This window comes from Streptomyces hundungensis (assembly GCF_003627815.1).
Lineage (GTDB): Bacteria > Actinomycetota > Actinomycetes > Streptomycetales > Streptomycetaceae > Streptomyces > Streptomyces hundungensis_A.
The window spans coordinates 4,422,667-4,436,819 of the sequence record NZ_CP032698.1; the positions used below are offsets into that span (position 1 = coordinate 4,422,667).

The 14,153-nt window shown below is 71.7% G+C and carries 13 protein-coding genes; 6 read left to right on the forward strand and 7 right to left on the reverse strand.

Annotation, left to right across the window (positions count from 1 at the left end; translation table 11 throughout):
• The first annotated feature begins 47 nt into the window (after positions 1-47).
• Positions 48-1,856, forward strand: a complete 1,809-nt coding sequence (locus tag DWB77_RS19760; RefSeq protein ID WP_120722499.1) for an NHL domain-containing thioredoxin family protein — start codon at positions 48-50, stop codon at positions 1,854-1,856.
• Here the strand turns inward: DWB77_RS19760 and DWB77_RS19765 are convergent.
• The 6 genes from DWB77_RS19765 to DWB77_RS19790 form a co-directional block, all read right to left on the reverse strand.
• A complete protein-coding gene (locus DWB77_RS19765) occupies positions 1,853-2,629 on the reverse strand; it encodes a DUF4232 domain-containing protein (protein ID WP_120722500.1) in 777 nt (258 codons plus the stop codon). The two genes, DWB77_RS19760 and DWB77_RS19765, sit on opposite strands and share 4 nt — an antisense overlap.
• Positions 2,630-2,889: 260 nt before the next feature.
• On the reverse strand, positions 2,890-5,577 hold the full coding sequence (locus tag DWB77_RS19770) for an AfsR/SARP family transcriptional regulator (protein ID WP_120722501.1): 2,688 nt from the start codon (positions 5,575-5,577) through the stop codon (positions 2,890-2,892).
• 167 nt (positions 5,578-5,744) lie between these two features.
• Entirely contained in the window at positions 5,745-5,969 is a 225-nt protein-coding gene (locus DWB77_RS19775; RefSeq protein WP_120722502.1) for a DUF6458 family protein, read from the reverse strand.
• A gap of 97 nt (positions 5,970-6,066) precedes the next feature.
• On the reverse strand, positions 6,067-7,362 hold the full coding sequence (locus tag DWB77_RS19780) for a M18 family aminopeptidase (RefSeq protein ID WP_120722503.1): 1,296 nt from the start codon (positions 7,360-7,362) through the stop codon (positions 6,067-6,069).
• Positions 7,363-7,884: 522 nt separating this feature from the next.
• Positions 7,885-9,714, reverse strand: coding sequence for an acyl-CoA dehydrogenase (locus tag DWB77_RS19785; protein WP_120722504.1), 1,830 nt, complete (start codon positions 9,712-9,714; stop codon positions 7,885-7,887).
• Positions 9,715-9,829: 115 nt separating this feature from the next.
• Positions 9,830-10,060, reverse strand: a complete 231-nt coding sequence (locus DWB77_RS19790) for a hypothetical protein (RefSeq protein ID WP_120722505.1) — start codon at positions 10,058-10,060, stop codon at positions 9,830-9,832.
• Between the two features lie 114 nt (positions 10,061-10,174).
• On the opposite strand from DWB77_RS19790, the gene DWB77_RS19795 reads away from it, so the two are divergent.
• The 4 genes from DWB77_RS19795 (at position 10,175) to DWB77_RS19810 (ending at position 12,950) form a co-directional block, all read left to right on the forward strand.
• Entirely contained in the window at positions 10,175-11,050 is an 876-nt protein-coding gene (locus DWB77_RS19795; RefSeq protein WP_120722506.1) for a helix-turn-helix domain-containing protein, read from the forward strand.
• Positions 11,007-11,300, forward strand: coding sequence for a DUF397 domain-containing protein (locus DWB77_RS19800; protein WP_120722507.1), 294 nt, complete (start codon positions 11,007-11,009; stop codon positions 11,298-11,300). The genes DWB77_RS19795 and DWB77_RS19800 overlap by 44 nt, the downstream gene beginning before the upstream one ends.
• A gap of 43 nt (positions 11,301-11,343) precedes the next feature.
• Complete coding sequence (locus DWB77_RS19805) at positions 11,344-11,805, forward strand: SseB family protein (RefSeq protein ID WP_100575483.1); 462 nt, start codon at positions 11,344-11,346, stop codon at positions 11,803-11,805.
• 167 nt (positions 11,806-11,972) lie between these two features.
• On the forward strand, positions 11,973-12,950 hold the full coding sequence (locus DWB77_RS19810) for a pirin family protein (RefSeq protein ID WP_120722508.1): 978 nt from the start codon (positions 11,973-11,975) through the stop codon (positions 12,948-12,950).
• Between the two features lie 37 nt (positions 12,951-12,987).
• Here the strand turns inward: DWB77_RS19810 and DWB77_RS19815 are convergent, their stop codons facing one another.
• Positions 12,988-13,473: a DUF6463 family protein gene (locus DWB77_RS19815; protein ID WP_162952563.1), complete on the reverse strand. Its 486-nt coding sequence runs from the start codon at positions 13,471-13,473 to the stop codon at positions 12,988-12,990.
• Between the two features lie 60 nt (positions 13,474-13,533).
• Here DWB77_RS19815 and DWB77_RS19820 point away from each other — a divergent pair, with 60 nt between their 5' ends.
• Complete coding sequence (locus DWB77_RS19820) at positions 13,534-14,130, forward strand: TetR/AcrR family transcriptional regulator (RefSeq protein WP_120722510.1); 597 nt, start codon at positions 13,534-13,536, stop codon at positions 14,128-14,130.
• Positions 14,131-14,153 lie beyond the last annotated feature (23 nt).

Consider the following 14,153-nt stretch of genomic DNA (forward strand, 5'->3'; position numbering starts at 1 on the left):
CCGAACGGCGACACAAGCTGTTCATACCGGGATGGCAAGCTTGAACCATGAACGACGCCCCCGTCCCCACCCCCCGCCGCGCCCGAGTCCGCGCCCCCGAGCTGATCGGCAAGGGCGGCTGGCTGAACACCGGCGGGAAGGAGCTGAGCCTCGCCGAGCTGCGCGGCCGCATCGTGATCCTCGACTTCTGGACGTTCTGCTGCATCAACTGCCTGCACGTCCTCGACGAGCTGCGCGAGCTGGAGGAGAAGCACCGGGACACCCTGGTGATCGTCGGCGTGCACTCGCCGAAGTTCGTGCACGAGGCCGAGCACCGGGCGGTCGTGGACGCCGTGGAGCGGTACGGCGTGGAGCACCCGGTCCTGGACGACCCGGAGCTGGCCACCTGGAAGCAGTACGCGGTGCGGGCCTGGCCCACCCTCGTGGTGATCGACCCCGAGGGGTACGTCGTCGCCCAGCACGCCGGTGAGGGCCACGCCCACGCCATCGAGCGCCTCGTCGAGGAGCTGGAGGCCGAGCACGGCGCGAAGGGGACGCTGCGGCGCGGGGACGGCCCCTATGTGCCGCCGGAGCCCGTCGCGAGCGACCTGCGCTTCCCCGGCAAGGCGATCGCCCTGCCCAGCGGGAACTTCCTGGTGTCCGACACCACCCGCCACCAGCTCGTCGAGCTCGCCCCCGACGGGGAGACCGTCGTACGCCGGATCGGCGGGGAGGGCCGGTTCAAGGAGCCGCAGGGCCTCGCGCTGCTCCCCGACGGCACGGTGGTCGTCGCCGACACGGTGCACCACGCGCTGCGCCGCTTCGACCCGGTGAGCGGGGAGATCGAGCTGCTCGCCGGTACCGGCACCCAGTGGTGGCAGGGCCGCCCCACCTCCGGACCCGCCCTTGAGGTGGACCTCTCCTCGCCGTGGGACGTGGCCTGGTGGCGGGGCAAGGTGTGGATCGCCATGGCCGGGGTGCACCAGCTGTGGACGTACGACCCGGAGACGAAGACCGTCGAGGTGGCGGCCGGCACCACCAACGAGGGCCTGGTGGACGGGCCCGGCGCCGAGGCCTGGTTCGCCCAGCCCTCCGGGCTCGCGGCCACCGAGGACCGGCTCTGGGTCGCCGACTCCGAGACCTCGGCGCTGCGGTACGTCGACACCGAGGGCGCGGTGCACACCGCCGTCGGCACCGGCCTGTTCGACTTCGGGCACCGCGACGGCGACGCCGCGCAGGGGCTGCTCCAGCACCCGCTCGGCGTCACCGCGCTGCCGGACGGTTCGGTCGCCGTGTCGGACACCTACAACCACGCGCTGCGCCGCTACGACCCGGCGAGCGGTCAAGTGACCACGCTGGCAACGGACTTGAGGGAGCCGAGCGATGCGGTACTGGTCGGTGACGACATCGTCGTCGTCGAGTCGGCGCGGCACCGGCTGACCCGGCTGCGGCTGCCCGAGGAGGCCGTACGGGTCGAGGCGGTGGCCCACCGCACCCAGCGCGCGGCGACCGAAGTCGCCCCGGGCAGGCTCCAGTTGGACGTGGTGTTCCAGGCGCCCGCAGGGCAGAAGCTGGACACCCGCTACGGGCCATCGACCCGGCTCCTGGTCTCCTCGACGCCGCCCGAGCTGCTGCTCACCGGTGAGGGCACCGGCACCGACCTCGCGCGCGAGCTCGCCCTGAACCCGGAGGTCGGCGAGGGCGTGCTGCACGTGTCGGCGATGGCGGCCTCCTGCGACGACGACCCGGCGAACGAGTACCCCGCCTGCCATGTCCACCAGCAGGACTGGGGCGTCCCCGTGGTGATCGTCGAGGGCGGCGCGGCGCGGCTGCCGCTGGTGCTGGCCGGGATGGACCGGGCGGCCGAGGGCGCCTAGCCGAAGCCCGGCTTGAACGGGCCGGTCCGCGGGGCCGGCCCGCACAGGGGCAGCGCGGCCGGGCGCCCGTGCGCGTCCAGGACCGCCACGGTGATCGCCGTGTCGGAGCCGGGCAGCGTCACCCGCACCGCCGAGCCGCGGGCGGCGCAGCCCCGGCGCGGGGTGTGGTGCACCCGGGCCACCCCATTCGCCCCGGGGTGCAGGGCGAAGGGTTTCGCGAACGGCTTGGCGGGGGCGGAGACGAGCGGGGCGCCGCGGCCGCTGTCGTCCAGGACGGCCAGGGTGGGGGCGCCGTGCAGCACACAGGTGTGGCCGGAGGTGTTGCGGACCACCAGGACGGCGTCGCTCTCGGCCCGCACGTCTGCGCCGGGCCGTGAACCGCCCGGGCCGCGGGGGCCGTCCGCGGTGCGGAAGGTGAAGGACAGCGCGGTGGGCGAGCAGAAGGCGCGGGCGTCGTCCCCGCCGTCGCCGAACGGGCCCGTGCGGGTGTCCGTGCCGGAGGGACTGGGCCCCGGGGTCGCCGACGCCGTACCGGACGCGGCACTGGGCACGGCCCCCGGCGAGGGGCTCTGCCCGGTCGCCTTCGGGGCGGGCGTGGGCACGGACGGCGCGGGCCGCTCGCGCGGGGTGGTGGCCGAGGGCGCCGGGGAGCTGTGCGCCACGGTGTGCGCGGAGGTGGTGGGGGCGGCGGGGACGCGGTCCGTGCACGCGGTGAGGGCGCCGAACAGCACGGCGAGACCGACGACGGCCCCACTCCCCCTGACCCCGCGCATACGCCCTTCGATCCCCTCGTGAAACACCATTACCGGACGGACACCGGCCAGCCTGCCGGACCGTCGCCCGACGCACATCCGCCGGAAGTACCTCCCCCGTGAGTACCTCCACCGGACGTAGTCTCCCGAGGGCTTCCACCGGACGCACTCACCCGAGAGCTTCCACCGGACGTGCTCATTCGAGAGCTTCGCGGGCGCGCCTATCGTTTGGCTAATGGGCTCGCGGGGCGGAACGCAGGCCAGTGCCTCACGGACCGGGGTCAGAGTACGCGGGGCAGCGCGTCCAGTTGGGCGCGGGCCGCCGCCGCGCCCTCCTCGTAGCCGTGGTCGTCGGCCTCGCGGGCCGCGTGGGTGAGCTCGCGGCTGGCCTCCTCGGTGCGGCCGAGGCCGGCCAGCGCCTCGCCGTAACTGGTGCGCAGCAGCACCCGGCGCGGGATCGCCTCCGGCGAGGGCCCGAGGTCCAGGCCGCACCGGGCGTGTTCCAGGGCGGCCTGGTGGGCGCCCGCGTCGAGGTGGTGGCGGGCCAGGTGCTGGTGGGCGAGCATTTCGGTGGAGCGGTCGCGGGCCCGGCCGGCCAGCGCGAGGGCGTGGGTGAGCAGTTCGCCGGCCCGGTCGACCTCGCCGTACTGAGTGAGGATGAGGGCGAGGTTCATGCGGGCGATGGCCTCGCTGGTGGCGTCGCCGGCCTGGCGGGCGAGGTCGGGGGCCTTCTCCAGTTGGTCGAGGGCCTCGTCGTAGCGGCCCTCCTCGTGCAGCACCCAGCCGAGCAGGGCGCGGGTGCGTGACTGCGCGTCGAGCTCCTGCTCCACCTCGGCGGATTCCAGGGCCTGTTGGAGGAGCGGCACCCAGCCGTCGCGGACCCGCCACAGGATGAGCGGCCACTGGAGCAGCACGAGGCGCCAGGCGCGGTCGTGCATTCCGGCGGCGACGGCGGCGGCGACCGCCCCGCGCAGGGTGGCCCGTTCGGCGTCGTACCAGGCGAGCGCGGCCTGGCGGTCCTCGAACTCGCGCACCGCCGCGGGCCGGCGGGCGCCGGGGGGCGGCGCGAAGCAGGGCTGGCTGCCGGGCTCGGCGGTGGCGGTGGCGACCAGGCCGGTGTGCAGATAGTGGTCGAGGAGCCGGGCCAGGCCGTCCGGGTCGGCCTCGGGGGCGAGCGCGCGGGCGTAGAGGCGGACGAGGTCGTGCAGGGTGTACGAGTTCGGGTGGCTGCGCCCGTCGGGGCCGTGCGGGCCGGACTCGACGACGAGGTGGGCGGCGGCGAGGCGTTCGAGGGCGCTGGCGGCCTGGTCGGGGGTGCAGCCTGCGAGGGCGGCCGCCGTGTAGCGGTCGAGTTCGGAACCGGTGTGCAGGCCGAGCGCGCGGAACATCCGCCGGGCCTGTTCGGGCAGTTGCTGCACGGTCAGGTGCAGAGCCGCGGCGACTCCGGTGTCCTCGACGCGCAGCAGACCCAACCGGCGCTGTTCGTCGGCGAGTTCGTCGGCGAGGGCGGCGAGGGTCCACTGGGGGCGGGCGGCGAGGCGGGCGGCCGTGACGCGCAGCGCGAGCGGGAGGCCGTCGCAGAGCGTGGCGAGGCGGGCGGCCGCCTCGGGTTCGGCGGCGACCCGGTTCTCGCCGAGGACGGCGCCGAGCAGGGCGGTGCAGTCGGCGGCGGGCAGTTCGTCGAGGCGGACCGGGCGCGCGGCGTCGGAGGCGACGAGCCCGCCGAGCCGGTCGCGGCTGGTGACCAGGGTGACGCAGTGGTCGCCGCCCGGCAGCAGCGGGCGGACCTGCTCGGAGTCGCGGGCGTTGTCGAGGACGACCAGCATCCGGTGGTCGGCGGTCAGCGAGCGGTAGAGCGCCCCCATCCCGGCCTCGGTCTCGGGTATGCGCTGGACCGGCACGCCGAGGGCGAGCAGGAACTCCCGCAGGACGACGGTGACTTGACGGGCCGGGGTGTCGCTGTAGCCGCACAGGTCGACGAAGAGACGGCCGTCGGGGAAGTCGGCGCGACGCTCGTGCGCCCAGTGCACGGCGAGCGCGGTCTTGCCGACGCCCGCGCCCCCGGTGACCACCGCGACCGCCCCGTACTCCCCGGTGGCGGCGAGCCCGAGCGCGCTGAGCTCGGCGTGCCGGCCGGTGAAACCGCGGGGCCTGCGGGGCAGCAACTCCGGGACGGCGAACGACGTTTCGGGCTCCTCGGGAGCCGGCCCGGCAGCGGTGACGGGCGTGCCGGTGTGGAGGATCTCGGCGTACGCCTCGCAGAGCGCCGGGCCGGGGTCCACGCCGAGTTCGTCGGCGAGCAGCCTGCGGGTGCGGTGGAACCACTCCAGGGCGTCGGACTGGCGCCCGGAGCGGCTCAGGGCCAGCATCAGGGCGGCCGACAGGGGTTCGCGCAGGGGGTGGGCGACGGCCTCGGTGCGCAGGACGGCGGCGGCCCGGCCGTGCTCGCCGAGCTCCCCGTACGCCTCGGCGAGCGCCTCGACGGAGGCGATCCTGAGCTCTTCCAGGGTGTGCGCCGCGGCTTGCAGGGGCGCACTGGTGACGGTGCCGGTGAGGGCGGGTCCCTGCCACAGGGCGAGCGCCTCGCGCAGCAGGAGCACCGCGTCGCCGGGCTCGCGCCGGCCGCGGGCGAGGGTGACGAGTTCCTCGAAGCGGTGCGCGTCGATGAGGGTCTCGGGCAGCCGCAGCACATAGGCGGGGCCCTGGGTGGCCAGTTCGATCCCGTACGCCTCGGCGCCGTGCTCGGCGAGCAGCGCCCGAAGCCGTGACACATGGCCTTGCAGGACGGTGCGGGAGTGCAGCGGTGGCTCTTCGTCCCACAGGGCGTCGGTGAGGCGGTCCACGGGGACGGCGACGTTGGGGCGCAGCAGCAGCATGGCGAGCAGGCTGCGGCGCTTGGCCGGGCCGAGCGGGAGGAACGCGCCGTCCTCCGTCGCGACGGCCACCGTTCCCAGGACGCGGAACTCCACGGTGGCGGTACCCCCTTGCTCCCCGTACCCGGACTTCCCGGACCTGGTCAGGGCCCGGACAGTCGAGGATACGCGGGGCGGAGGGGGGAGGTTCACGTGCCGGGGCCCAGGTGGCGCGGGTCACGTGAGGTGGTCACCACAGTGGGTGCCGGTGGTGTGGGTGCGCGTCACATGAGGGGGCCGCGGCGGTCCTCCTCCACGACGGTGGTGGTGGCTCCGGGAACCACACGCCGCCTGCGCAGCACACTGGTGAAGACGGCCACGCCGATGATGCCGACGGCCATCAGGATCAGGCCCACGACGTCGACGTTCACACCGCTTGCGTGCCAGTCCGTCGCGAACGTGAGGATCGCCCCCACCGCGATGAGGATGATGCAACCGCCCAAGCCCATGGATCTCGCCTCCGTGAAAGGTGGTGGACCGTCCGGGTACCCGCGCCCCGGACGGTCAATCACCTTGTGCGGTGCGGTGGTTGTACGCCGTCGCGCCTCAGGCCGAAAGGAACGCGGCAAGGGCGCCCGAGAGCAGGTGCGGGTCGTCGGCGCCGCACAGTTCGCGCGCGCTGTGCATCGACAGGATCGCCACGCCGATGTCGACGGTCTGGATGCCGTGCCTGGCCGCGGTGATCGGGCCGATCGTCGTGCCGCAGGGCATCGCGTTGTTGGAGACGAAGGTCTGCCACGGCACCCCAGCACGCTCGCACGCCGCCGCGAACACGGCGCGGCCGGCGCCGTCAGTGGCGTACCGGGCGTTCACGTTGACCTTGAGGATGGGGCCGCCGTTGGCGCGCGGGTGGTGCGTGGGGTCGTGCCGCTCGGCGTAGTTGGGGTGCACGGCGTGGCCGGTGTCGGAGGAGAGGCAGATCGTTCCTGCGAAGGCGCGGGCGCGGTCCTCGTACGTCCCTCCGCGGGCGAACACCGAGCGCTCCATGACGTTGCCGAGGAGCGGGCCGTCGGCGCCGGTGTCGGCCTGCGAGCCGTCCTCCTCGTGGTCGAAGGCGGCGAGCACCGGGATGAAGGGGAGGTCGTCGTCGCCGGAGACGGCGGCCAGGGCGGCGGCTCCGGCGTGCACGGAGAGCAGGTTGTCCATGCGGGGCCCGGCCACCAACTCCCGGTCGCGGCCCAGGTATGCGGGCGCCTCGACGGAGTGCAGCATCAGGTCCCAGCCGGCCACGTCGCCCTCGTCGAGCTCCGCCTCCTGCTCCAGGAAGCGGATCAGATCGCCTTCGTGCACGTCGTCGCCGAGACCCCAGATCGGCTGGAGGTGGCGCTGGCGGTCGAGCTTGAGCCCGTCGGTGTTGACCGAGCGGTCCAGGTGCACGGCGAGCTGCGGCACGCGCAGCAGCGGGCGGTCCACGTTGACCAGGCGGTGGCTGCCGTCCTTGAGGGTGAGCCGGCCCGCGATGCCGAGGTCGCGGTCGAGCCAGGTGTTGAGCAGCGTCCCGCCGTAGATCTCGACGGCGACCTGCCGCCAGCCGTACGCCCCCGAGTCCGGCTGCGGCTTCACGCGCAGGTTCGGGGAGTCGGTGTGGGCGCCGACGATCCGGTACGGGGTGTGGGGTGCGGCGCCCTCGGGCACGTACCAGGCCACGATGGCGCCGCCGCGCAGCACGTACTTTCCGCCGTGCGTGCCGTCCCAGGCGTCCGTCTCCTGGACCTGCCGGAACCCGGCCTTCTCCAGGCGAGCGGCCGCGTTGGCCACGGCGTGGTACTGCGACGGGCTCGCCGCGAGGAAGGTCATCAGGTCGTCGGTGTGGCCGCGGTCGAAGCGGGGCGGTGTGCTCATGCCGCCACCCTAACGGCGCCCCACCCACCCCCTCCGGGGCTCCGCCCCAGTAGGCCCAGGGTTGGTTGGTTCCGCCCCCCTGGGGCTCCGCCCCAGACCCCAACGCGTTTGCCCACCCACCCGCCCGTGCAGCGGGTTGGTTGGTTCCGGGCCCCCTGGGGCTCCGCCCCAGACCCCGTTCGCGCCTGAACGGCGCTCGTCCTCAATCGCCGGACGGGCTGAGGTGGCCGATGCGGGCCAGCACCGAGTAGTTAGGGGCGCGGGGAACTGCGCGAGCCCGGTGCTGGCCCGCACCGAGTAGTTAGGGGCGCGGGGAACTGCGCGACCAGCCACGCACGGTCCGCGGACGAAGACGGGTTTCCAGGGGCGCGAGGAACTGCGCGACCAGCCACCCGCGGCCCGCAGGCGAAAACGGGGTTTTGAGGGGCGCGGGGAACTGCGCGAGCCGGGGCCCGGGGCGGGGGGGCATGGGAAAGGGGCTCGGGGTCCGACCACCCCGAGCCCCCGGTACCGAAGGGGTGGCTAGAACGCCGCCTCGTCCAGCTCCATCAGCGAGTTGTCGACCGACTCCGCCAGCAGGCGAGCCGTACCAACCTCCGGCAGAACGTTCGCCGCGAAGAACTTCGCAGCCGCGATCTTGCCGGTGTAGAAGGGGACGTCCTTCGCGGAGGCCGAGGACAGCTTCTCGGCGGCGACGGCCGCACCCTTGAGGAGCAGGTAGCCGACCACCACGTCACCCGAAGCCATCAGCAGACGGGTCGTGTTGAGACCCACCTTGTAGATGTTCTTGACGTCCTCACCCGTCGCCGTGAGGTCCGTGATCATCGTGCCGACGATCGCCTCCAGGTCGACGGCCGCCTTGGCCAGCGCGTCCAGCGAGCCGCCCAGCGCCTCGTTGCCGTTCTGCTCCGCGAGGAACTTCTTGATCTCCTCGGAGAGCGCGTTCAGGGACGCGCCCTGGTCACGGACGATCTTCCGGAAGAAGAAGTCCTGACCCTGGATCGCCGTCGTGCCCTCGTACAGCGTGTCGATCTTCGCGTCACGGATGTACTGCTCGATCGGGTACTCCTGGAGGTACCCGGAGCCGCCGAAGGTCTGGAGCGACTCGTGCGACAGCTTCTCGTACGACTTCTCCGAGCCGTAGCCCTTCACGATGGGCAGCAGCAGGTCGTTCAGGCCGACGAGCGCCTTCGCGTCCTCGCCCGCCGCCTCCTTCACCTGGATCGCGTCCTGGATGGAGGCGGTGTAGAGGACGAGCGAGCGCATGCCCTCCGCGTACGCCTTCTGCGTCATCAACGAGCGCCGTACGTCCGGGTGGTGAGTGATCGTCACCTTCGGCGCGGTCTTGTCCATGAACTGCGAGAGGTCGCTGCCCTGGACGCGCTCCTTGGCGTACTCGAGGGCGTTGAGGTAACCCGTCGACAGCGTCGCGATCGCCTTCGTGCCGACCATCATGCGGGCGAACTCGATGATCATGAACATCTGGCGGATGCCGTCGTGCTTGTCGCCGATCAGCCAGCCCTTGGCGGGGTGCTGGTCGCCGAACGTCATCTCGCACGTGTTGGAGGCCTTGAGTCCCATCTTGTGCTCGACGTTCGTCGCGTACACGCCGTTGCGCTCGCCCAGCTCGCCGGTCTCCCAGTCGAAGTGGAACTTCGGGACGAGGAAGAGCGACAGGCCCTTGGTGCCGGGGCCGTGACCCTCGGGGCGCGCCAGGACGTAGTGGAGGATGTTCTCCTCCATGTCGTGCTCACCCGAGGTGATGAAGCGCTTCACGCCCTCGATGTGCCACGAGCCGTCGTCCTGCTGCACGGCCTTGGTGCGGCCGGCGCCGACGTCCGAGCCGGCGTCCGGCTCGGTGAGCACCATCGTCGAGCCCCAGCGCTTCTCGACCGCGATCTCGGCGATCTTCTTCTGCTGCTCGTTGCCCTCCTCGAAGAGGATGCCGGCGAACGCGGGACCGGAGGAGTACATCCAGATCGCCGGGTTCGAGCCGAGCAGCAGCTCCGCGTACGCCCAGATCAGGGAGCGCGGCGAAACGGTGCCGCCGATCTCCTCGGGCAGGCCGAGCCGCCAGTACTCGGAGTCCATGAACGCCTTGTAGGAGCTCTTGAAGGACGCCGGGACCGGAGCGGTGTTCGTGGCGGGGTCGAAGACCGGCGGGTTGCGGTCCGCGTCCGCGAAGGAGTCGGCCAGCTCGTTCTCGGCGAGACGGGCGATCTCCTCCAGGATCGACTTGGCGGTGTCGACGTCCATCTCCCCGAACGGGCCGGTGCCGTACAGCTTGTCGCGTCCGAGCACCTCGAAGAGGTTGAACTCGATGTCGCGGAGATTCGACTTGTAGTGCCCCATGGCGACGGCTCCGTAAGCAGGGTGTCGGTTACATCTACCAGCAAGTAGGTCAGTCCCTACGATGATGCTACCCACCGGTAATAACGCGCAACCTCTGGCCGGGAACTGTGACGTGTCAGGCAGTGGAACTCTGGTGAGCCGGGTGTGGCTCCGGGTGCCGCTCCAGTGCCGCCGTGAGCGCCCGCGCGGTGTCGGCGTTGCAGTTCCCGAGGATGACGAGCGGGGGAGTACCGAAGTCCCGCCCGAGCGAGGGCAGCGTGATGCCGTGTTCTGCGAGCGCGGCTCGCAGCTCCATGACGGTGTTGTACGTGTCGTCCCGGCGGGGGGTGAGGGGGGTTTTGCTCATGGTGGCGCCTCCTGCGAGTGCGGTGTGTGACGAACCCCTCACAGATTGGCGCCGCTTCCCGTACGTTCGGAAGAGGTTCGGGGTCCACGGCCCAGGTGGTGGAAGGCGACAACCATGGCTGTGCGCAAGGAGATTGACGGATCGGCGAGCGTTCCGGAGTTCTACGGCAAGGAGTTGCGCTGGCAGCGCGAACGGGCCGGGCTCACGCTGGAGCAACTGGTGGAGGGCAGCTTCTACGGAGTGAGCTACCTCAGCGAGATCGAGCGGGGGCAGCGGCGGATGCCGCCCGATCTGGCCCGCCATGTCGATCAGGCGCTCAAGACGGATGGGTTCTTCGCACGGCGCTGCGGGGACGTACGCAAAGCCCGGCAGGGCGCCCACGCTGCATATTTCGCGCCCGTCGCCGAGAGCGAGACGCGGGCACTGGTCATCGAGGAGTGGGCCAACGCCCTCATTCCCGGGCTGCTTCAGACGGAGGCGTATGCGCGTGCCGTCATTCACGCGACGCATCCGCTGGCGCTGCCCGAGGAGGTCGACGCGAAGGTGCACGCCCGGCGGCAACGAGCCCGCATCTTCGATGACCCCAAGTGCCCCGAGTACTGGGTCGTCCTGCACGAGTCGCTGCTGGGGAGCCCGATGCTGCCGTCTGCGGAAATGGCCGAACAGCTGGATCGCATCGCGGCGTTGGCGCATCGGCGGCGCATCGTTCCGCAGATTCTTCCGTGGAATGACGCCACCCGTCACTTCATGACGTCGTCGCTCAAGCTCATGGAATTCGATCACGAGCCGCCGATCGTCTATACGGAGGGCATGTATCACGGACAGCTCATCGACGATCCGGCCCTCGTGAGGCGGTACCACAAGGCATACGATCGGCTGAGGGCCGCCGCGTTGCCGCTTGAGGCGTCCCTTGCCCTGCTCGACCAGGCGGCCGAGGAGTACCGAAATGGTGGGCGCAGCACCGGACTTGAGCGCGGCTCGCTGGCGTAAGAGCTCGTACAGCAACGGCGACGGCGGGGACTGCGTAGAGGTTGCTGAGGGGTTCCTCGGCGCGGCTCGCTGGCGTAAGAGCACGTACAGCAACGGTGACGGCGGCAATTGCGTCGAGGTCGCCGACAACCTCCCCGGGGTCGTCCCCGTACGGGACTCCAAGGCCCCGAACGGCCCCGCACTCATCATCGCGGCCGGCGCCTGGGTGCCCTTCGTCGAGGCGGTGAAGGCGGCAGGCCTCCGCGGCTGAGACCCGCTGTCCGCCAGGACCCCGCGTCGGTAGTCTTGGGCGCATGTACGGCTACGACCAGAACCCGGGCGCGCAGCAGCAGTACGCCCCGCCGCAGCAGCAGATGCAGGGCGGTTACGGGGAGCAGCCGCTGTACCCGGAGCCGTCGCCGCCCTCGCTCGCCGACGCGGTGCGGGCCTTCACGACCGGCTCGCTCTCCGCCGAGGACTTCCAGCAGATCTTCGCGGGGGCCCGGGTGTACTGCCCGCGCGGTGACAACCCCGGGTTCCTGGCGCTGCACAACACCCAGCAGCCGGTGATCCCGATGTTCACCTCCCTCAAGGAGCTGCGCCGGTACGCGGGCAAGGAGTCCAAGTACTTCGTCATCACCGGCGCCGAGGTGATCGACCTCCTGCCCACCGGGTACGGCTTCGTGCTGGACATGGAGGGCGACCACCGGATGGTCTTCGACGCGAAGGCCGTGGAGCAGATGGTCGACTTCGCGATGCGGCGCATGTACGGATAGCCGGACCGGCTGAGCTTTGGGTTCTTCGGGCCCGTACCCCTTGGGGTGCGGGCCCGAAGTGTGTCCGGGGCGGGGGCCGGAAGGGGGGCGGGAATGGGCACGCCTTGCAGGATGTTCACCATTCAACTACTTTGAACGTAGAGCATCCCCGCAAGGAGGGCCGTCCCATGCCTGCTGTGACCGTCGAAAACCCGTTGACCCTGCCGCGTGTGACCGCGCCGGAGGGAGCCTCGGCGCGGCCGGTCCTCGCCGTGACCACCGCTCCGCAGGGGTTCGAGGGGGAGGGGTTCCCGGTGCGCCGCGCGTTCGCCGGGATCAACTACAAGTACCTCGACCCGTTCATCATGATGGACCAGATGGGTGAGGTGGAGTACGCGCCGGGCGAGCCCAAGGGCACGCCCTGGCACCCGCACCGCGGCTTCGAGACCGTCACGTACATCATCGACGGGATCTTCGACCACCAGGACTCCAACGGTGGTGGCGGAACCATCACCAACGGCGACACGCAGTGGATGACGGCGGGCTCCGGCCTGCTGCACATCGAGGCGCCGCCGGAGTCGCTGGTCGTGTCCGGCGGGCTCTTCCACGGGCTCCAGCTGTGGGTGAACCTGCCGGCCCGGGACAAGATGATGGCCCCGCGCTACCAGGACATCCGCAGCGGATCCGTCCAGCTGCTCACCTCTCCCGACGGGGGCGCGCTGATGCGGGTCATCGCCGGTGAGCTCGACGGCCACGAGGGTCCGGGGATCACGCACACCCCGATCACGATGGTCCACGCGACCCTCGCACCGGGCGCGGAGATCACCCTGCCCTGGCGGCAGGAGTTCAACGGGCTGGCGTACGTGCTGGCCGGGCGCGGCTCCGTCGGCGCGGAGCGGCGGCCGGTGCACGCGGGGCAGACCGCGGTGTTCGGCGAGGGCGGTTCGCTGACCGTCCGCGCCGACGAGAAGCAGGACTCCCACACGCCCGACCTGGAGGTCGTCCTCCTCGGCGGGCAGCCCATCCGGGAGCCGATGGCGCACTACGGGCCGTTCGTGATGAATACGCGCGCCGAGCTCGAGCAGGCCTTCGAGGACTTCCAGAAGGGCCGGCTGGGCACGATCCCGGCCGTGCACGGCATGACCGCGAGCGGCCCGCAGGGCTGATGTCCTGCGGGGCGCGCCCGCCCGCATCACGGGGTGATCATGAGCCCTGTTCGCGCTCGGCAGTCGGTGACACGGGCGTCCGGCTCTCGCCGGCACGGCCCCGCCGGGCCGCGATCAGGGCCAGCACACCGAGCACGATCAGTCCGGGTGCGCCGGAGACGGGGCAGAGGATCTGAAGCGGCACGCCGATGGCGAGCAGATACCAGCCCAGCTGCGCCGGGAGGATCCCGGTGTCCCGGACGATGCGTTGGCTGAGGGTGCCCAGGGCGAGCAGCCCGAACCCCGCGATGAAGAACCACGTCTCGTACCCACGCTGCGGGTTTCCGGGAACGGCGTTCCAGAATCCGGCGCGGGCCACATCACCGAAGGTGCTGGCGGCGCTCAGGGCGACCGCGAAGTGCAGTGCGGCAAGACCTGTCACCAGTCTGGGAATCCATCGGGTCATCCTCGGCCTCCCCCGGCCTCCCCCGGCCGCGCCGAGGCCGACCTCGGCCTCCCCGTCGGCGAGTTTCGTCACTGTCATGCTGCCCCCCCTGTCATCCGTACACCCCTGTACGGTCGGACCATACAGTACTGTACGGACATGGCGAGAAGGCACCTCACACCCCAGGACTGGTCCACCGCGGCGTTGCGTGCGATGGCACGCGGGGGAGTCGCCGCGGTGTCGGTCAACGCCCTCGCGGGCGAGCTGGGGGCGACCCGGGGCAGCTTCTACTGGCACTTCAAGGACCGCGACGCGCTGCTGACCGCCGCGCTGGAAATGTGGGAGCGCAAAACCACCACCGCCCTCATCACGGAGCTGGGCGACATCACCGACCCCCGGCAGCGGCTGAGGGTCCTGCTCACCACCGGGCTGGGGCCGGGAAGCAGCGACGGCCTGGAGCCCGCGATCGTCGCCCACGCCGATCACCCCGCCGTCGCCCGGGTCCTGCGCCGGGTCACCGAGCGGCGCATCTCCTACCTCACGGACCTCTACGCCGACCTGGGCCTGGCCCCCGCCGCCGCCCGACGCCAGGCCGTCGCCGCGTATGCCACGTACCTCGGATGGCACGAACTGCGCCACTCCGTCTGCGACATCGTTCCCGAGGTCGCCACCGAGGGCGCCGTCGCCGGCGCCGCGCTCGAGCACCTCATCACCGAGCTGGCCCGACCCGCCGTACACCGGGCGAAGCCGGAATAGAGCCCGGGTTCGCCGCGGGCTCG

What these genes read in the sequence shown, in the direction of transcription:
- DWB77_RS19760 (WP_120722499.1), top strand. Translation starts at nt 48, where the DNA reads ATGAACGACGCCCCCGTCCCCACCCCCCGCCGCGCCCGAGTCCGCGCC.
- DWB77_RS19765 (WP_120722500.1), bottom strand. Translation starts at nt 2,629, where the DNA reads ATGCGCGGGGTCAGGGGGAGTGGGGCCGTCGTCGGTCTCGCCGTGCTG.
- DWB77_RS19775 (WP_120722502.1), bottom strand. Translation starts at nt 5,969, where the DNA reads ATGGGCTTGGGCGGTTGCATCATCCTCATCGCGGTGGGGGCGATCCTC.
- DWB77_RS19780 (WP_120722503.1), bottom strand. Translation starts at nt 7,362, where the DNA reads ATGAGCACACCGCCCCGCTTCGACCGCGGCCACACCGACGACCTGATG.
- DWB77_RS19785 (WP_120722504.1), bottom strand. Translation starts at nt 9,714, where the DNA reads ATGGGGCACTACAAGTCGAATCTCCGCGACATCGAGTTCAACCTCTTC.
- DWB77_RS19790 (WP_120722505.1), bottom strand. Translation starts at nt 10,060, where the DNA reads ATGAGCAAAACCCCCCTCACCCCCCGCCGGGACGACACGTACAACACC.
- DWB77_RS19795 (WP_120722506.1), top strand. Translation starts at nt 10,175, where the DNA reads ATGGCTGTGCGCAAGGAGATTGACGGATCGGCGAGCGTTCCGGAGTTC.
- DWB77_RS19800 (WP_120722507.1), top strand. Translation starts at nt 11,007, where the DNA reads ATGGTGGGCGCAGCACCGGACTTGAGCGCGGCTCGCTGGCGTAAGAGC.
- DWB77_RS19805 (WP_100575483.1), top strand. Translation starts at nt 11,344, where the DNA reads ATGTACGGCTACGACCAGAACCCGGGCGCGCAGCAGCAGTACGCCCCG.
- DWB77_RS19810 (WP_120722508.1), top strand. Translation starts at nt 11,973, where the DNA reads ATGCCTGCTGTGACCGTCGAAAACCCGTTGACCCTGCCGCGTGTGACC.
- DWB77_RS19815 (WP_162952563.1), bottom strand. Translation starts at nt 13,473, where the DNA reads ATGACAGTGACGAAACTCGCCGACGGGGAGGCCGAGGTCGGCCTCGGC.
- DWB77_RS19820 (WP_120722510.1), top strand. Translation starts at nt 13,534, where the DNA reads ATGGCGAGAAGGCACCTCACACCCCAGGACTGGTCCACCGCGGCGTTG.